Here is an 18,210-nt window from a genome sequence, read left to right as displayed (position 1 = left end):
ATATCGCTTGGCGGCAGATAAAAAAACCGGTATTTAGATTTCGAATACCGGTTTTTTTGTGCGTGGCATACTCGTCTCAGCAGCGATCAGCCACAGAATACCAGGCGTACGCTATCGAGAATCAGTTGGGAATCGCGAATCGCGGTCAGTACCTGTTCGCGCTCTTGTTTGACAGCATCGACCAGTTGGGTAGGGATGTTCGGGTTCTGCACGGATAACGCTTGTAAGCGTTCCAGACGAGCATCGAAAGCTTCCTCTGCTTTGGCTTCTGCGCGCTTCACCATTTTACTCAGCTGTCCTGCGCCAAGCTTTTCCAACTTGTGGATCAGCGGCTGCGTTTCAGCGGTTTTTTGATCAACCAGGCCGCGTGCGGTGCCTCTCTTCAATGGCAGGGCAAAACCCGGCAGGCTCTCTGGTTCATTCACTACCAAATCACCTTTTGGTGTCATCATCAGGTGCATGGCGTTAGGTGGCAGATAGCGTTCGACTTGTAGCGCTTTGGGAGCGGCACATTGAGCAACAAACTGCAGCTGAATAAAGCAATCACCGGTGTTATGGCCATGATCTTCAATGTAGCCAACCGCCGCATTCCCGGATGGGCTGCTGACAATTAACTCCAGAGCCTGATCGATAAACGGATGCTCCCAACTGAGGAATTGCACATCATCCCGAGAAAGTGCGATGTCACGGTTTGTAGTTGCCATAAAACCATCTTCAGGGAGATGTGGCATGTCCGGAACCAACATGTGATCACCCGGCGCGATGGTGATGCATTCACCCCCTAAATCCACCAGGTCGAGTCCGAACGCGTCAGCAAACAGCTCGATAAAGTCGTTCAGTTCGGCTTCGTCCTCAATGTGGGTGATCGTCATTTCCTGGCCGAGTTCACGGGCTTTCGTCGGGTGGCAAGAATGCAGTTCTAACAAACGGTCGCGACCCGCTTCAAGTGCTTGCAGTAACTCGTCACGCTCGACAGCCAGGGTAGTGATTAATGCTCCCAGGTCTGTGTCGCTTTGCAAGGCTTGTTGGATGTCAGCCCGGTACTTCTCCAGTAACGGCTGCGCCGCCGGGTTGGGTCGGGTGAACACATCCAGACCTTCGTTCAGGATGCTTGCCCACCGGCCATTGAGATGGCCTTCGAACACCGGGATATGAATCTGGATATCATGCTTCTGACCAATACGATCAAGACGACCGATGCGCTGCTCAAGCAAATCGCAGTTAAACGGCAAATCAAACAGCACCAGGTGATGGGCAAACTGGAAGTTACGACCTTCGCTACCGATCTCGGAACACAGTAGGATGCGTGCGCCTTGTTCATGATCAGCAAAATAGGCAGCGGCACGGTCGCGCTCAACCAGGTCCATGTTTTCGTGGAAAACCGCTGCCGGCGTCGCGTGTTTTTCCCACAGGAATTTTTCAAGATCGAGCACAGTCTGAGCAGAATGGCAGATGAGCACCACTTTCTCTTTTTTTTGAGCCGCCAGAACATCGAGCAGCCAATCGCAGCGTGGATCACTGTCACTCCAGTTGTTGACGCCCAGCTCCGGGAATAAGCCACTTTCCAGATCCTTACCCGCTGCTTCTGTGTACTCGGGCACTGGCAGATAGCCAATATTCGGACTGCGTTTTGGGAATCCACTGACGCCGTGGCGGGTATTCCGATAAAGGGCGCGGCCGGGTCCGCGACGGTCGATCAGTGTTTCGAGTTGCTTGCCTTGATCTTCACTGTCGGCCATGTCGGGTAGCAGTTCAGCCAGCGCCATCTTCTGGTCGCTATTCAGTGCGTCATCACCGGCCAGTGCCGATGCAAGTACGGCGACCGGTTGATATTGTTGCTGCTCCTTGAGGAACTGTTGCAAACTTGGGTAACGCTCCGGATCAAGCAGGCGCAAGCGTGCATAATGCCCATTGATGCCGAGCTGTTCCGGCGTCGCGGTTAACAGCAGCAGGCCAGGGGTCTGAGTTGAAATCTGATCGACCAGACCGTAAGCATCGTCATGACCGTCTTCGTTCCATTCCAAATGGTGCGCTTCATCAACGACCAGCATATCCCAATCGGAAGAGGTCATTTGTGCAGCGACTTCGGTTTGGGTAGCAATTGACAAAGGGCAGAGGAACAATTGACTGTCTGAAAACATATTGCTGACTTCACCTTCCATTGCGGCCAGTCGATTTTCTGCCACCATGGCACGATCCACAATGCTAAAGCGCAGATTGAAGCGACGAATCATTTCAACCAGCCATTGGTGCAGCAGGTGATCCGGTACCATGATCATGACGCGCGAAATACGTTGCTGCAGTAACAGGCGATGCAGAATCAGGCCGGCTTCAATGGTTTTACCCAGGCCAACTTCATCGGCCAATAACACGCGCGGGATTGAATCCTGAGTAACTTGCTCAGCAATGTACAGCTGATGAGGCAGCAAAGAGGTGCGGCCACCCAGCAGCCCATAGAATGGACGTTTGCGCAATTTGCTCAGTTGTTGCAGCGCGATCTGACGCAGTTCGTACAGATTGTTGTTATCAATCTGACCTGAGAACAGGCGATCTGTTGGTTGGTTGAGTTGTATCTGGCCACTCAAGTGAGTCTCTGGCACGAAGCGCTCATCATCGCCGTAGAAGATGAGGTCATTTTGTTCCTGGACTTCGGTGATCGTAATGTTGCCACCGTCTTGAAGCGGGACAATATCGCCAACTTTGAAACGAACGCGCGTAAGCGGGGCGTTTTGTTTGGAGTAGGTGCGGACGTCATCAATAACCGGGAAATAGACGGTTACCATTCTGAAATCAACGTCCTGAATTAAACCAAGGCCTAAGTCCGTTTCGGCTTCACTAATCCAACGCTGACCTACTGAATACATAGTGTCTTGATACCTGCTGTAACTGCTGTTTTGAAAGGGCGCGCAGTCTAACGTAATCACTCAGAAAAACCCAGTTTCAGTTGTCATGGAGGCGCTAGAGTGTGATTTGTTCATTACGCTGTGAGATCGGAAGAAATCCAGCGCCCATTTCTTTCGATCGGAAGCTGCTACAAAGCCGGACAGGGCTGTATGATCACGGGCACGAGGTCATCTGATCTTCGCGGACTCTGATCAAGTGCTGAAGATGATCCGAACGCTGTACAGCGAAACAAAATCGGCCTGTAAGTCGAAATACTAAAATCGGCGAGGCTAACTGACGGAGTACGAGGATTGGTCAGAGAGTCCATTATATTTCCGATAATTGGTATTATCGGAATATTATGCGTGAACCGTTCTGGCCAGTGGTGCCACAGTTTTTTTACCGATGCTCTGCCACGTTATCTCACCCAGAATCTCTAAATAAAGCTTTTAGAACAGCCACTTGGAATGATGAGTTAATGTTGATTGAATATTGTGGAACACATTTCAAAATCCTTATGCTCCACTGCAAACTCCACTTTCTGAGATTTATGGCTTGAGCCATCCAAACCATTACATCACACTGGCGCGGTACATGTTAACAGCCCATAAGGCGAACGATTTGCCCAACTTAGATTCATCCTGGTACTCGGGGTTTGCCCGGCGAATATACGGGTTGCTGCTTTTGATGCTGACATCCTTGTTCACTAAGACGCTCGTTTATGGCGATACAGTCTATGTCGGTGCCGCATCTAATTTTATTATCCCTATGAAGCATCTTGCTCGGGAGTTTGAACGGTCGTCTGGCCACAACCTGAAAATCTCTTACGCATCGTCCGGAAAGCTGTTTGCTCAGATAAGTCATGGTGCACCTTTTCATCTGTTTCTATCTGCAGATCATCATAAGCCGCTGGCGTTGATTGAGGCTGACCTTGCGGATCCTGTTTCTCTGAAAACCTATGCTCTTGGCACTTTGGTACTGTGGAGTTCTGAAGACGATATCCAGTTAGATTACACCTATCTTATTTCCGATAATTACCGACGATTGGCAATTGCGAATCCAAAACTAGCCCCTTATGGCATGGCTGCCACAGAGGTACTTAAAACCCTGAATTTGCACCATCAAACGAAACCCAGATTGATTACCGGTGAAAACATTGCACAGACCTATCAGTTTGTTGCCAGTGGTAATGCACGGATCGGTTTTGTCGCCCGGTCACAGGCGTATGCTGAAGGCCGCCTGATAGCCGGTTCTGCCTGGGTGGTGCCGAAGTCCTATTATCATCCTATTCGCCAAGACATGGTGCTGACCAGAAGAGGCTCCGGCTTTGGCCCGGCGATTGAATTGCATCGCTTTATTCAATCTGAGACTGGACGTGCCATAATCCGGTCTTATGGATATGATCTGGCTAAATGATGATGTTATCTGATGCAGATATTGGTGCCATCTGGCTAAGCTTAAAGCTTGCCAGCGTGGTCACCTTGCTATTGCTGTTTATCGGCACACCAATCGCCTGGTGGCTGGTCAATACGCGCTCTCGCTGGAAGGCGGTTGTTTCCGCCGTGGTTGCCCTGCCCTTGATATTGCCGCCAACCGTGCTGGGTTTCTATTTGTTGATTGCTATGGGTCCTCAGGGTCCCGTGGGTAAGCTGACACAAAGCCTGGGGATTGGACTTCTGCCGTTTACATTCCCAGGCTTGGTTGTGGCGTCGCTGCTCTATTCGCTACCGTTTGTTGTTCAGCCGATTCAGAACGCCATGCAAGCCATCGGCGCCCGACCGCTAGAGGTTGCTGCCACTCTCAGGGCCAGTCCGCTCGATCGTTTTTTCAGTGTTGTTTTGCCATTGGCAAAGCCGGGCTTCGTCACTGCAGCCATCTTAGGCTTTGCTCATACCATTGGTGAATTTGGTATTGTGCTGATGATTGGCGGCAATATTCCAGATGAGACCCGCATGGTTTCGGTGCAGATTTATGATCATGTCGAAGCCCTTCAATATGCGCAGGCGCATGCATTGTCTGGACTCATGGTGGTGTTTGCTTTTGTTGTATTACTTGGCTTGTACCTAAGTCAGAAGCAACAGGCTTCTATTGTTCGATGAACTGGCTGACGATCGAGATATACCCCAATGAAAATAATCAGCAGGTTGGAGCTTGATGTCCGGCAGAATTCGTATGCGTCTGCAATTGCAGCGACAACCTAAACCGACTGGCAAGCAATTTAATCTGGACCTGAATCTGGATATTCCAGCCTCTGGTGTTACCGCGATCTGTGGCCGTTCCGGCTGCGGCAAAACAACTTTATTGCGGTGGCTGGCTGGATTGGAGCCAGATTTCCCGGGTTTTCTTGAGGTTGATGGATCGATCTGGCAAGACGACAGTGATAAAAATAACGTTCTACTGCCAGCCTGGAAGAGACCGATTGGCTATGTGTTTCAGGAACCGAGTCTGTTTCCTCACCTGACTGCTTCCGGAAACCTTGATTTCGCAATCAAACGCTCTGCCAGTTCTCTGAATAAAGCGGAATGTAACGAAATTATCGAGCTGCTTGGTTTGTCAGCGCTGCTCGATAACAAGCCGGATGAATTGTCGGGTGGAGAGCAACAGCGCGTTGCGATTGCCCGAGCTCTGATGGTCGGGCCACAGTTGCTGTTGATGGATGAGCCGTTGTCGGCACTTGACCGACAGCGCAAGCAGGAGATTCTCCCCTACCTTGAGCGCATAAAACAGACTGTGGATATCCCTATGGTTTATGTCAGCCACTCAATGGACGAAGTCGCCAGGTTGGCTGACTACGCCGTAGTGCTTGATGGAGGGGTCATTTCAACTCAGGGAGTGGTGAATGAGGTGTTTTCCGAAGCCGGATTGATTGGCTTTGAGACCGACAATGTCGGTTCCGTACTGGAGGCAACCATTGAGCGCTTCGATACCGACTGGCACCTCGCCAGGTTGCGATTCCCTGGAGGAGGCTTGTGGCTCAGCGATGATAACCTGGTGCAATCGGAAACGACCGCAAGCGAGTTGGTAAGAATCCGAGTTCCTGCCAAAGATGTCAGCATTGCCTTGAATGATCAGTTAGAGAGCAGCATCGCCAACCGAATTCCGGCGACCATTCAAAGCATCAAAGAAATTGATGGTGCTACGGCAATCTTGCAGCTTAGCTTAGAGAATGAAGATGGATTGTCCATGTTGCTCGCGCGTATAACACGTCGCTCTGTCCATCAGTTGCAACTCCAGCCAGGCAAGCGAGTCTGGGCTCAGATTAAGTCAGCAGCCATCGTTCGCTAGGCTGTCTTTGATAGCCCTGCTATGGAATGATTTAGCCGAATTTCAGCGGTTGTTTCAGAATGGCCAATTCCGTATCGTACCCATTATTCCGATAATTATTTGCAGCAATGAAAATCAACGACCTTCCGCCAACACCTCTTTTTGATCAGGCAGTTCATATTGGCAATCCACTTACCTACGCGCGATCGATACTCCAGCGACAGCCGGAGTTGCGCGCTATTGATCAGATCTACGATGACCTGGTGAACAGTCTCAATTTTTTAGGTAGCTACAATGGCTCCTCTGCGACGTTTAACAGCTACCGGCGAGAGGTAGAAAGGTTGCTGCAGTGGAGTTGGCTAATTCGTCAGGCCGGATTAGCAGAGTTGAATCGCCAGGATATGGAAGATTACCTGGCGTTTTGTCAGTCCCCTCCCCCTTCTTGGGTTGGGGATCGCCAGGTGGCGCGATTCCGAAACTCTCAGGGTGAGCGAGTGATCAATTCTGACTGGCGGCCTTTTGTTGCGCAGCAAAACAAACGATCTCAAACGAATGACTTCAACTTATCGCAGAAAAGCCTGCAAGCGGTTTTCTCAATTCTGTCGACTTACTTCAATTACCTGCAGCAGGAAGACTACCTTGCAATCAACCCGATCAAACTGATTCGGCAACGCAGTCGCTATTTGCAGCGTCATGCGTACCAGGAACCAATCCGTCGAATCTCTAATTTACAGTGGGACTATATCCTTGAAACGGTTGAGCGATCGGCACAGGATAACCCGAAAGAACACGAGCGTTCGTTATTTGTCATGCGTTGCTTATTTGGCATGTATTTGCGGATTTCAGAACTGGTTGCTGATGAGCGAGGGACTCCGGTGATGGGCGATTTTCAGCAGGATCGGGATCAGCACTGGTGGTTGCGCGTGGTCGGTAAAGGCAACAAGGTCAGAATGGTTACCGTGTCGGATGATATGCTTCGTGCATTGCGGCGTTATCGGGAACATCTGGGGTTGTCCCCATTGCCTCGTATTGGAGAGCAAACCCCGATTGTTGCCAAAATCAAAGGGCGTGGCCCGGTCACCAGTACCCGCCAGATTCGTTATCTTGTTCAGGGCTGTTTTGACGCGGCTTATCAGCGAATGCGCGAAGAAGGCTTACAAGATGAGGCCGAGGAGCTTCAGGTGGCGACTGTTCACTGGCTGCGACATACAGGCATCTCAGAAGATGTTAAGTTCCGCCCGAAAGAACATGTAAAAGAAGATGCTGGTCATGCCAGCATGGCGACAACCGATCGCTATATTGACACCGAGATGCGCGAACGTCATGCAAGCGCCCGTCACAAGAAACTGAAGCCCGACTATTAGAAATATCCAAAGTGGCAATGCAAACAATTAGCTTCAGGTAAGGAACCTTTTTTGCTGTTCAGCTAGGAAACTCTTTCTACGGCTACCTTGCAATGCGTATTTTCTGGCTCTCCCTTATTCCTGCAGTTCTGCTGTTGTTCCCGCCACAACTACTGGCTGAACCGACAAACATTTCGATATTGACTGATGGTGCCGCGCTCAATCAGGCTGGGCGGCAGCGGATGCTGAGTGAGCGCATGGTCAAAGCTTATATTCAGCTTGCCGCCGACATCGATACCTTAAAGGCTGAAAAGCAACTACGGTTAGCGCGTAAGTTGTTTACAAAACAGCTCGAAAACCTTCGTCACTATGCCCCGACATTGCGCATCCAAAATAACCTGCGCACAGTTGACGAGCGCTGGTTCGAGTTGCAGGCGGCATTATTATCAGATGAACCATTGGCGCTGCAGCCAATGATTGCGTTGGGTGAGGAGCTTGTGGCGGCCTGTCATCAGGTTGTTCTTGACATAGAGGCTTATGCTGGAACGGACAGTGCCGTACTCGTGAATATTTCGGGCCGCCAACGCATGCTCAGTCAGAGAATGGCTAAATATTACTTTGCCCATCTGAGCGGAGAGAATCTGGAGGCTATTACAGTCGGCTTCCACAACACCCTGGGGGAGTTTGAGCGCGGTTTGGCGACACTTTTGAGCGCACCACAAAACAGTTCAGAAATTCAGTCGGCTCTCTCTGGTGTCGAAGCTCAGCTTGCTTTTTCAAAATCCGGATTCAGACATCTTGAGTCTGGTGAATACACACCGCATGTCATTTCCCGAACCACGGAGAGTATGCTGAAGCGCATGGACGACATTACAGGTATGTATCAACGCCTGCATGACAAATCTGTTTGACATGCAAAGGCAAAAAAACCGGCAGTCGCCGGTTTTTTTGTTGCGGAGATATTCGGGTTTAGTTCATATACTGTCCGCCATTGGCCGAAATATTGGCTCCGGTGATAAAGCCATTTTCCTCACCAGCCAGGAAGCTGACGACGCGGGCAATCTCCTCTGGTTTACCAAAGCGCCCGATAGGGATCCCTTTGCGAATCTGCTCGCGAATTTCCTCAGGCACATCCATGATCATGGATGTCGCAATGTAACCGGGCGACACGGTATTAACAGTGATTCCTTTGCTTGCAACTTCCTGTGCCACCGCCTTAGTGAATCCATACATGCCCGCTTTCGCAGCGGAGTAATTGGCCTGACCAAACTGCCCTTTTTCACCGTTAACGGAAGAGATGTTGACGATACGCCCCCACTTTTGTTCGAGCATGTCGTTAATGACCAGCCGGGTCATGTAGAAAACTGAGGTCAGGTTGGTGGCGATTACATCGTCCCAGTGCTCAGGTGACATTTTCTTCAGAGTTGTATCCCGAGTAATGCCGCCATTATTAACAAGGATGTCGACACTGCCAAAATCCTTGCGAATGCCTTCAATACAGGTCTGGCACGATTCAAAATCACGAATGTTACCGTAGGCGACAGCAATGTCGTAACCATCGGCTTTCATCTGATCCTGCCATGTCTGCGCCTTCTCATGATTGCCGCCGGAATAATACCCCGCGATCACTTGATAGCCGTCATCATGCAGCTGCTTGCAAATTGAAGTACCGATACCACCGGTGCCACCGGTTACTAACGCGATACGTTTTGTCATGCTCTACTCCTTGAGTGCGTATTTGCTTAATTGCTAAGGCAGAATTACTGCCTTACATGACATTAATATGAAGCGCAAAACGTATGCATCTAAAATTAGTGCCGACTAATAATTAACCATTAGTCGTTTGCTTAGCAAAGCTGCCACTAAAGCACTGGCTGAGCTATACTTCGCCCTTTTTCGCATGCTGGGCTGATACACCACTTATGTCTACAAACTTTGTAATTAAATTGTTTCCGGAAATAACCATTAAATCGCGTCCTGTGCGTAAGCAGATCACCAAGATCCTGCGACAGAACCTGCAGACGCTTTTTCGCAAACATGAATTATCGGCGGACGTTCAAAACCGCTGGGACAGCCTGGTTGTGGTGCTCAATCACGATGATGACGCAGCTCGTCGGCATGCAATTCAGATTTTAACCCATACCCCTGGTATTGGTGCCGCCCTTGAAATTGTCGAGTACGAATTCACAACACTGGATGAAGCCTATCAGCACGTTAAGGCAGCCTACGCCGAGGAGCTTGCGGGTAAAACATTTTGTGTACGGATCAAGCGCTCTGGTCAGCACACATTCACCTCGCATCAGGCAGAAATCTACATGGGTGGCGGGCTGTTAAAAGAAACCGAGGCCAGCACAGTCTCCCTTAAAAACCCGGATGTTGTTGTGAAAGCGGAAATCCGTAACAACAAAGTTCAGGTTGTTCGGCATCAGGTAGCGGGTATCGGCGGCTACCCTCTTGGATCACAAGGTGAGGCATTGTCTCTGATATCTGGCGGTTTTGACTCCACGGTTGCCAGTTATTTGATGATTCGCAGGGGAATCAAAACGCATTACTGTTTTTTTAATCTAGGAGGCAGTGCTCACGAAATCGGCGTCAAGCAAGTATCGAATTATATTTGGGCAAACTACAGCGAGAGTCATCGAGTTAAGTTTATTACGGTGCCGTTTGAGGGGGTGGTTGAGGAGATTCTGAAGAATATTGATACTGCCCAGATGGGGGTGGTGCTCAAGCGCATGATGCTAAGGGCGGCGTCACGCGTTGCCGGTCGTTTAAATCTTCCGGCAGTCGTTACGGGCGAGTCGGTCGCTCAGGTTGCTAGCCAGACGCTCACCAACCTGGCAGTTATTGATAAGGTTTCGGATCATATGGTGCTGCGCCCCCTGGCGGCCATGGATAAACCCGAGATTATCGATATCTCGCGCCGCATTGGCACTGAAACCTTTGCTGCCGTTATGCCAGAGTATTGTGGCGTCATTTCTGTGCGACCTACCACCGTAGGCAGTCTGGCGAAGGTCGAGAAAACCGAACAAGATTTTGATTTTACGGTTCTGGATGAAGCGTTAGATAATGCCAAAATTGAGCGAATTGATGATGTCTTAAGTGGCGAGGACAGTGGCCTGGAAAGTGTGCAGTTGGTTTCAACCCCTGCTATTGATGATGTCGTGGTGGATATTCGCCACCCGAACGAAGTTGAAGACGCCCCATTGCATTTAACCAACAACCGTGTGCTGACAATCCCATTTTACGAGTTGGATAGCAAAGTATCGGAACTTGATTCAGGCAAGCGCCACCTGCTGTATTGTCAAAAAGGGACGATGAGTAAGATTCATGCGCATCACCTGATTGCTCAGGAAAAAGGTGACTTTGCCGTATTGGATTGCTGAGAAACGCAGTTTTCGGAACAATAAAAAAGTCCGCTATTTGCGGACTTTTTTATTGTTCCGAGTGAGGTCACCAATCACCGTCTAGCGCGTTGTCGGCAACCTCGTTAACCGGGCGCGCAATAAGGCCTTTGGCACCAAGATGTATCGAAAAAACCGCACCGTTTGCCAAGGGCATATAAACCGCACTTCCAAATTGCGCATCCAGCCAAAGTGCCATCCCTTTTACCGATTTCCACAGGTCAAACCAGCGCGACTCAGAAAGACTGTATACGCTGCGTTCTGCGGTACGCTCTTGTTCGAGTGACAGATACCGCCCTGACAAGCGGTCAAGGCGATACAGGGGTTGAGCGCCTGCTGCAGCGAAAGGACCTGTCCAGGTAATCAGTCTTGCATCAAGCTGCCATTGATCTCCGGCAATCTTGAAGCGCTCTTCAGTACCATCTGGCTGAGCAAGGGTGACGTCAAAGGCCTGGTCTCCCAATTGATAAATACTCAGCGTTGCCAGAGGCTCCTCCTTCAGCAGCTGACGATAGCTCCAAAGGTCTGCGAGTGCGAAAGCGGCCGATATGCAACCAGCCAGTAGGATGAATCCAATACTGCCTTTCAACCAGTGGGTGAACCATTCTCGTCCTTTCCATACAAACGCAATGGCAATCAGGGCAATCAATATCACTGAGACAGTGATTGCGGTCAGGCTTGGTTGCAGCATTATCAGTCCTTTAGTGCGGCAAGGCTCTCTCGAGCCATTTTTAGCGCATCTTCGGCGCCGGTTGTCTGGCCAATCATGGAATCCAAGTAGTACTCAACCGCTGTAATCGCGTCGGCGAAAGACTCAAGATGCGATTCGGCAGGAGTGCCGGGGTTATCAATAATACGCTTAGCAATAAAGTGCTCAAGCTGGTGCAGCATGTGTGCAATATCTTCCTTCTCAAGGAAGATCAGGGAGCCAGCGACATCGTGTAAGCTCTTACCGATATTTTTAACGTGCAGCTTGTCTCCGTTGGAATCAATATAGGAGCCAATGGCGCGCTTGATCATGGTTAGCGCCGTCATCGATTCTGACAGCACTGCAATTTTCGCTTCGCTGAGGCTTACCGGATCAACCAAGGTGGTTTGCTCAAGACCGCTTTGTGTGATGCCACGCATCTCCTGTTCAATGCGGATGATGCTATCAGCAACCGCTGGCATCTGGCTCTGCATCTTTTCAGGGCCATTTGCTTTTAGAGCAGTGCAAAGGCGGCGCGTTTGCTCTGCGGCTTCATTGAGGTTGGCAACCTGAAGGGTGTCGGCAATGCGTGTCAGGCTGGTTAACAACTCTTCAAAGTTGGAGTCGCTAGTGTCAGTGCGCTCCAGCATATCAATCAGATCTTTGACGGATTGTAACTCTTCCTGAAGCGCCTCCGACAGGGAGTCGAGAGCGGACTGATCCGGGCCGGATAAACGATTACGAGCCTCTGCAAGCTGAGTTTCTTTTACACCAATACCAACGTGAAAATCATTCTGGACCTGCTTAATGTCGTTTGTATCTGCCTCGCCCAATGCCACCAGATACAGTAGCTCCTTCAGAAGCCAATCCGGCATTTTTTCGTTAAAGGCTTTGCCCTCGGTATCCTGGATCTTGCGAACCTGGCGATCAAGAGCGCCCAGCAGCGCTAGTCGTTGAGGTGTTACTTCATAAGCATCCTGAGATAACGCCTCAAGAGCCGCGACGGTTACGTACCACAGCGGCCAGGAGGCACCACCACGACTTGCCGATTCAAATCGTTTAACAGCGCGAAGCATAACTTGCAACGGACCACGACGACCCTGCTTGCGCATAAGGCCAATAAGGCCCAGTTGATAAAGTTGGCGAGCCCTGCGATATGGGAAACTTCCGGCCCCGGGTACAGCTTCCGGCATATTAAGTTTTGGCCGGAGATTCACCAGAAAGAAGTAAGCTTCAGGGAGCGGCTTTTCCTGGCGTTGTTTGCGGATCAGGTTGATTGTGGGCACCAGCAGACTTGGCGCCACCTGGTCGCCGTTAGCTACAAAATCGACATAACGCTTCAGAAAGACAACGGCCTGGGTGAATGCCTGGAGCGTGGTCTCGTTTACTTTCTGAGCTTTGACTGCCCTGCCGGTTTCAGCCAATTCTTCGCAGATACGCTCCCCTGCGCGGAAGTCCAGTATCTTGAAGGTTCCGCGAATTTGCTGAACCTCTTCAAGGAATAATCGCAGACTGTCATTGCTGCCGGATTCTGAATAAGCGTCGAGCTGAACGGCAGCTTGATCCAGTGCGTTCGCAATTTCTGTCTTTACCAGATTCAGAGAGGCGGCAAATTGTGAAACTTCACTTCCTGTTGTTAATTCGGCCATACCAAGGGACGTTCTTTGTTGTATTTTCCGCCATTCTACCTACTTAGACTGAAAAGCGCGAAGCTTTTGCGAAAAACAGTCAAAGCCCTGTAACCACGGGCGATGCAGCAGCATCGGTAAACGTTAGTCAGTCGCTTGAGGCATGCCTCGCGACTGAGCTGGTGGCTCGGCCAGTAAACTTCGTATTGCAAATTATTGCAAAAGTATTACATTGCGCGCATTTCTTACCCCGCACCAAGACCACTGGGAAATGTAATGCCATCCTCTCTCACCTCCGCCTTCCTGAACAACTTTTTAGGGAATGCACCGCATTGGTATAAAAAGACCATTGTCGGATTCCTGCTTGCGAATATTATTTTGCTGAATATCGCCGGCCCCTACGTAACGGGGTGGGTGCTGATAGTTGAGTTTATTTTCACACTGGCAATGGCATTAAAGTGCTATCCATTGCAGCCGGGTGGCCTGTTGGCACTGGAGGCCGTCGCACTCGGTATGGTGTCGCCGCAGACTGTTTACGACGAAGTGGTTGCCAATTTCCCGGTTATCTTGCTACTCATGTTTATGGTGGCAGGCATCTACTTTATGAAGGATTTACTGCTTTTCACCTTCACTAAGATTCTGCTGAATGTTCGCTCCAAAATGGCGCTTTCGTTCCTGTTCTGTATCGTCTCTGCATTTCTGTCGGCCTTCCTGGATGCGCTGACAGTCACTGCCGTTCTAATCAGTGTTGGCGTCGGTTTCTACAGCGTTTATCACAAAGTGGCCTCCGGCAAGACGTTTAACACCAAGCATGACCACGCAAACGACGATGAGTTACGCTCATCTCACAGAGAGAACCTCGAACAATTTCGTGCGTTTCTGCGCAGCCTGTTGATGCACGGTGCTGTTGGCACGGCGCTTGGCGGCGTCTGCACCTATGTTGGCGAGCCGCAGAATCTGCTCATCGCCCAGGTAGCCGGCTGGGACTTTGCAACTTTCTTTTTGGTGATGGCGCCGGTCACCATGCCGGTTCTGGTTGCAGGTCTGCTCACTTGCCTTGTATTGGAGAAAGCTGGCTGGTTCGGTTACGGCTCATTAATCCCCGAGGAAGTCCGTCAGATTTTGCAGCAATATGACGACGAGCAAAAGCAACAAATGACTAAGAAACATACTGCCAAGCTATGGGTTCAAGCGGCGATTGCTCTGTTCTTGATTGCAGCGCTGGCATTTCATATTGCGGAGGTGGGCCTGATCGGATTAACCGTAATAGTTTTGATCACTTCCTTTAACGGAATTATTGAAGAACATCAGATTGGCAAGGCATTTCAGGAGGCACTGCCTTTTACGGCGCTACTGGTTGTATTCTTCACGATTGTTGGCGTGATCCACAGCCAACACCTGTTTACTCCGATCATTACCTGGATTCTCAGCACAGATAACGTTTCCCTTGCTGCTCAACCCGGTGTGTTTTTCCTGGCGAATGGTGTGTTATCAATGATCAGCGACAACGTGTTCGTCGCTACGGTATACATTTCTGAGGTGAAAGCGTCATTTGATGCAGGCGACATCAGTCGAGGCCAATTTGAGTTATTGGCGGCAGCAATCAATACCGGAACCAACCTGCCAAGCGTGGCGACGCCAAATGGCCAGGCGGCCTTTTTGTTTTTGCTGACATCAGCATTGGCGCCATTAATCCGCTTATCTTATGGGAAGATGGTTATCATGGCGCTGCCTTATACCATTGTAATGACACTGGTCGGCTTTACTGCGGTGACATATCTGCTCTAGACCCCTGGCGCTTTTTCAGAAGCGACAGCAGATCGGCTATCGCTCCTGAAAAGGTAACATTACGATTGATTAATCAGGTACGCCGCCAGAGTGCGCCGTCACTTTTCTTATCAACCAGATCAAGCATCTGCTCGTGAATCTGTGTCTCATCTGCACTTGCCCTAACAACAAGCAACTCCGCTGAATGCAATAACGAATCATCGAAATTTATGTCTGCAGCGCCACCTGACTGACCGTCTTCCACCGCCAAGGCAAGGTCTGTTTGACCCCCAGTCATTGCCAGATACACTTCAGCAAGAATCTCAGAGTCGAGCAATGCGCCATGAAGCTCTCGATGGCTGTTGTCGATATCGTAACGTCTGCACAATGCATCGAGACTTACGCGAGAGCCGGGAAACATATCACGGGCCAGTTTCAGCGTATCCAATACGCCACAAAACTGGGCAGTATTACTCAAATTGAGTCGATTAAATTCGGCATCCATCATGCCTATATCGAACGCCGCATTGTGAATTACCAGTTCGGCACCGGCAATAAAGTCTCGGAATTCATCGGCGACCTGGGCGAATACGGGGGCTTTGGTTTCTTCGAGCCAATCAATCGATATACCGTGAACTTCCTGTGCCTCGACATCAATGTCGCGCTGTGGGTGTATATAGCGATGATAATGGCGTCCTGTGAGTTTTCTTTCGATCACTTCCACGCAGCCAATCTCAATAATGCGATGACCTTCACCAATACCGGTCGTTTCGGTATCGAGTACGACTTGTCTCATGTATTCACTCTGTTGGAGCAGCCGGTACGCTGCTAGATGTTAACGTTGTCTCTTGTTGCCGCCGCTGGGACAGCAAATCCCCTGCCCGAACTGAGCCAGCGCCGTTCGCGAATAGGCGTGATGCCTGCAATGGTCTTTCTGGCAACCAGAAGATATCCATTCCCTGGGAATTGATTTCGATTTGCCAGAACACGATCGAAGCGGCGACTGAGTTGTTCCGACACTAACTTAATTGGCCATAGGTGTTCAATGTGCTGAAGGTACTCAACCCTCAGATCCAGTAAAGTCAGCCAGTCTTGCAGCCGTCCCGGGGCAACCGGGTTTGATAGCCAGGGTAACTCGCCGGAGAATGTGTGCAACAGCCGGCCCACCCCCCAGATGCTGTAGGGATTAAAGCCGACTACCACTAAGTAGCCGTTCGGGACAAGAACGCGACATGCCTCACGAATGCTTTGATGTGGCCGCCGCCCCATGTCCAGCATGTGCTGCAATACGACCACATCGAGCGTTTCATCCGATAGTGGCCAACTGTAGTCATGGCTTTTGACATCAACCGAGATAATATTATCTTGCCAGGGCAAGCCGATCCGAAAGCGGTGCTGGCAGCGAGAATTCGCCAGAAACTTAGGTTCGGGGTCGATGCCTGCATAAGCGAGGTGCAAGCCCCGCAAAGGCTGAACGGTGTCTTTTAACCAACCTGCCTCCAGTGACAGCAGACGCTGAGCGGACTCTTTTTCAAGCCATCGCTGATATACCTCAGGCTTGATCCGGTTGCCGATTCTGTTCATGCCTAAGTTCTTAATTCCTTGATAGCCAGACCCTGTGTATTTAGACTGAGGCCTTTTCGTCACCCCATTGTAATCAGATGCAACGTATCACACCATTAATTCCTCTTTTGTTAGCAATGCTTGCCAGCGGTTGCGCGAGCAATCAATCCCTTAAACAACCACTTGAGCCGTCTAAAAAATCGGAACAGTCTTTGGTTGTGATGGATCAATACACGACAACTCCGGCCGCTGAAGATAATATCCCGGAATTTGATAATATCTGGCCTCGTATCATCAGCGCCTATCGCCTTAACATCAACGTCAGTAATCCTCGCATTACGTCACAACTCAACTGGTACAAATCCCATCAGGGGTATCTGAATCGCGTTGCTGACCGTGGCATTCGTTACCTGCATTTTATCGCTGAACAAATCGATGCCCGCCAGCTACCAGGTGAGCTGGCATTATTACCGATTGTAGAAAGCGCATTTGATCCGTTCGCTTATTCTCACGGCCGGGCGTCCGGAGTTTGGCAGTTTATCCCGGCAACAGGCCGTGATTTTGGCTTGCATCAAGATTGGTGGCACGATGGCCGACGCGATATCCGAGCGGCCACCGAGGGCGCCCTGAAATACCTGAATGCGTTGCAGCGCGAATTTGACGGTGATTGGCTATTGGCACTGGCCGCGTACAATTCAGGGGCAGGGACTGTGCGCAAAGCGATTCGTAAAAACCGGCGCAAGGGTTTGGCGACCGACTTCTGGTCACTTGCGCTGCCGAAAGAGACCCGTGCATACGTGCCCAAGTTAATAGCACTCGCCAAGTTGGTTAAGGAACCCGCAAGATACGGCGTAGCACTGAAACCGATTGCGAACAAGCCATATTTTGCCATCGTCAATACCGGCGGTCAGATTGATCTGTCCCAGGCCGCTGAGCTTGCCGATACCAGCCTGGAAGAGATTTATCGGCTCAATCCTGAATACAATCGCTGGGCAACCCACCCGTCTGGCCCACACGAACTTTTGATACCAGTAGACAAGCAATCTGTGTTTCAACAACAACTGGCATCAATGCCCGCCAGCTCTCGTGTTAAGTGGCAACGTTATGAAGTGAAGAGTGGTGACAGCTTGCTGACCATCGCGCGTCGTTTCCGCACCACCCCGGATGCGCTGAAACAGGCCAACGGTCTTCGCGGCAACGTCATTCGAGCGGGTGAGCCGCTACTGATTCCGGGGGCGTTCAAAGGACAGAATGCCTACTCCCATAGCGTATCGCAACGGATGGCACGCTTAAAAACAGCACGCCGCCCAGGAAATACCGAGCGCCAAGAGTATTCCGTGCGCTCTGGTGATAGCTTTTGGCAGATAGCCCGCAACCATGACGTAAAAGTAAGCCAGCTTGCCCGATGGAACGGAATGGCACCCGGCGATCCTCTGAAAACCGGACAAAAGCTGGTTATCTGGAGTAAAAAATCTCAGCCAAACAAACGTGAAGTGATCCGAAAAGTGAACTATCGGGTACGTTCTGGCGATTCTCTTGCGCGCATTTCGCAAAAGTTCAACGTACGGGTGTCGGATATTCGTCGCTGGAACTCAAGACAAACCAACAACAAATACCTCCAGCCAGGCCAAAAATTAACACTTTATGTCGATGTAACACGCTGAGGTTGCGCT

General features: G+C 50.4%; 14 protein-coding genes. 8 read left to right on the top strand and 6 right to left on the bottom strand.

Features of this window, described 5'->3' with window-relative positions; genetic code table 11:
- Positions 1-86 precede the first annotated feature (86 nt).
- Positions 87-2,864: an RNA polymerase-associated protein RapA gene (rapA, locus tag MK185_04365; GenBank protein ID MCH2039847.1), complete on the bottom strand. Its 2,778-nt coding sequence runs from the start codon at positions 2,862-2,864 to the stop codon at positions 87-89.
- Between the two features lie 511 nt (positions 2,865-3,375).
- Here rapA and modA point away from each other — a divergent pair.
- The 5 genes from modA to MK185_04340 all read left to right on the top strand — a co-directional run bounded on the left by modA (position 3,376) and on the right by MK185_04340 (position 8,401).
- A complete protein-coding gene (modA, locus tag MK185_04360; GenBank protein MCH2039846.1) occupies positions 3,376-4,299 on the top strand; it encodes a molybdate ABC transporter substrate-binding protein in 924 nt (307 codons plus the stop codon).
- The gene (gene modB / locus MK185_04355) at positions 4,299-4,982 is read left to right on the top strand and encodes a molybdate ABC transporter permease subunit (protein ID MCH2039845.1); all 684 of its coding nucleotides are present in this window, start codon (positions 4,299-4,301) and stop codon (positions 4,980-4,982) included. The genes modA and modB overlap by 1 nt, the downstream gene beginning before the upstream one ends.
- 55 nt (positions 4,983-5,037) lie before the next feature.
- On the top strand, positions 5,038-6,168 hold the full coding sequence (gene modC / locus MK185_04350; GenBank protein MCH2039844.1) for a molybdenum ABC transporter ATP-binding protein: 1,131 nt from the start codon (positions 5,038-5,040) through the stop codon (positions 6,166-6,168).
- Between the two features lie 107 nt (positions 6,169-6,275).
- Positions 6,276-7,511 carry a site-specific integrase gene (locus tag MK185_04345; GenBank protein MCH2039843.1) on the top strand — a complete coding sequence of 412 codons (1,236 nt, stop codon included), beginning with the start codon at positions 6,276-6,278 and terminating at the stop codon, positions 7,509-7,511.
- 92 nt (positions 7,512-7,603) lie between these two features.
- Positions 7,604-8,401: a type IV pili methyl-accepting chemotaxis transducer N-terminal domain-containing protein gene (locus tag MK185_04340; GenBank protein MCH2039842.1), complete on the top strand. Its 798-nt coding sequence runs from the start codon at positions 7,604-7,606 to the stop codon at positions 8,399-8,401.
- Between the two features lie 58 nt (positions 8,402-8,459).
- On the opposite strand, the gene phbB is transcribed toward MK185_04340, so the two are convergent.
- Complete coding sequence (gene phbB / locus MK185_04335) at positions 8,460-9,206, bottom strand: acetoacetyl-CoA reductase (GenBank protein ID MCH2039841.1); 747 nt, start codon at positions 9,204-9,206, stop codon at positions 8,460-8,462.
- Positions 9,207-9,412: 206 nt separating this feature from the next.
- Between phbB and thiI the strand changes: the two genes are divergently transcribed.
- Entirely contained in the window at positions 9,413-10,873 is a 1,461-nt protein-coding gene (thiI, locus tag MK185_04330; protein MCH2039840.1) for a tRNA 4-thiouridine(8) synthase ThiI, read from the top strand.
- 67 nt (positions 10,874-10,940) lie between these two features.
- On the opposite strand, the gene MK185_04325 is transcribed toward thiI, so the two are convergent.
- Together MK185_04325 and MK185_04320 are read right to left on the bottom strand one after the other, a co-directional pair.
- Positions 10,941-11,582: a hypothetical protein gene (locus tag MK185_04325; protein ID MCH2039839.1), complete on the bottom strand. Its 642-nt coding sequence runs from the start codon at positions 11,580-11,582 to the stop codon at positions 10,941-10,943.
- A 2-nt stretch (positions 11,583-11,584) separates the two neighbouring features.
- On the bottom strand, positions 11,585-13,228 hold the full coding sequence (locus MK185_04320) for a hypothetical protein (protein MCH2039838.1): 1,644 nt from the start codon (positions 13,226-13,228) through the stop codon (positions 11,585-11,587).
- Between the two features lie 255 nt (positions 13,229-13,483).
- Here MK185_04320 and nhaB point away from each other — a divergent pair, with 255 nt between their 5' ends.
- Entirely contained in the window at positions 13,484-14,995 is a 1,512-nt protein-coding gene (gene nhaB, locus MK185_04315; protein ID MCH2039837.1) for a sodium/proton antiporter NhaB, read from the top strand.
- Positions 14,996-15,068: 73 nt separating this feature from the next.
- Here the strand turns inward: nhaB and dnaQ are convergent, their stop codons facing one another.
- Together dnaQ and MK185_04305 are read right to left on the bottom strand one after the other, a co-directional pair.
- Positions 15,069-15,770: a DNA polymerase III subunit epsilon gene (gene dnaQ, locus MK185_04310; protein ID MCH2039836.1), complete on the bottom strand. Its 702-nt coding sequence runs from the start codon at positions 15,768-15,770 to the stop codon at positions 15,069-15,071.
- A 32-nt stretch (positions 15,771-15,802) separates the two neighbouring features.
- Positions 15,803-16,558, bottom strand: coding sequence for a methyltransferase domain-containing protein (locus tag MK185_04305; protein ID MCH2039835.1), 756 nt, complete (start codon positions 16,556-16,558; stop codon positions 15,803-15,805).
- Positions 16,559-16,635: 77 nt separating this feature from the next.
- Between MK185_04305 and MK185_04300 the strand changes: the two genes are divergently transcribed.
- Positions 16,636-18,201 (top strand): LysM peptidoglycan-binding domain-containing protein, encoded by a 1,566-nt coding sequence (locus MK185_04300; protein MCH2039834.1) that lies wholly within the window; start codon positions 16,636-16,638, stop codon positions 18,199-18,201.
- Positions 18,202-18,210: the final 9 nt, after the last annotated feature.

The organism is Saccharospirillaceae bacterium (assembly GCA_022448365.1).
Taxonomy (GTDB): domain Bacteria; phylum Pseudomonadota; class Gammaproteobacteria; order Pseudomonadales; family Oceanobacteraceae; genus Bacterioplanoides.
Note: the sequence above shows the minus strand (reverse complement) of the source record. Positions and strands in the feature narration are given on the sequence as shown.

What these genes read in the sequence shown, in the direction of transcription:
- rapA (MCH2039847.1), bottom strand. Translation starts at nt 2,864, where the DNA reads ATGTATTCAGTAGGTCAGCGTTGGATTAGTGAAGCCGAAACGGACTTA.
- modB (MCH2039845.1), top strand. Translation starts at nt 4,299, where the DNA reads ATGATGTTATCTGATGCAGATATTGGTGCCATCTGGCTAAGCTTAAAG.
- modC (MCH2039844.1), top strand. Translation starts at nt 5,038, where the DNA reads ATGTCCGGCAGAATTCGTATGCGTCTGCAATTGCAGCGACAACCTAAA.
- MK185_04345 (MCH2039843.1), top strand. Translation starts at nt 6,276, where the DNA reads ATGAAAATCAACGACCTTCCGCCAACACCTCTTTTTGATCAGGCAGTT.
- MK185_04340 (MCH2039842.1), top strand. Translation starts at nt 7,604, where the DNA reads ATGCGTATTTTCTGGCTCTCCCTTATTCCTGCAGTTCTGCTGTTGTTC.
- phbB (MCH2039841.1), bottom strand. Translation starts at nt 9,206, where the DNA reads ATGACAAAACGTATCGCGTTAGTAACCGGTGGCACCGGTGGTATCGGT.
- thiI (MCH2039840.1), top strand. Translation starts at nt 9,413, where the DNA reads ATGTCTACAAACTTTGTAATTAAATTGTTTCCGGAAATAACCATTAAA.
- MK185_04325 (MCH2039839.1), bottom strand. Translation starts at nt 11,582, where the DNA reads ATGCTGCAACCAAGCCTGACCGCAATCACTGTCTCAGTGATATTGATT.
- MK185_04320 (MCH2039838.1), bottom strand. Translation starts at nt 13,228, where the DNA reads ATGGCCGAATTAACAACAGGAAGTGAAGTTTCACAATTTGCCGCCTCT.
- nhaB (MCH2039837.1), top strand. Translation starts at nt 13,484, where the DNA reads ATGCCATCCTCTCTCACCTCCGCCTTCCTGAACAACTTTTTAGGGAAT.
- dnaQ (MCH2039836.1), bottom strand. Translation starts at nt 15,770, where the DNA reads ATGAGACAAGTCGTACTCGATACCGAAACGACCGGTATTGGTGAAGGT.
- MK185_04305 (MCH2039835.1), bottom strand. Translation starts at nt 16,558, where the DNA reads ATGAACAGAATCGGCAACCGGATCAAGCCTGAGGTATATCAGCGATGG.
- MK185_04300 (MCH2039834.1), top strand. Translation starts at nt 16,636, where the DNA reads ATGCAACGTATCACACCATTAATTCCTCTTTTGTTAGCAATGCTTGCC.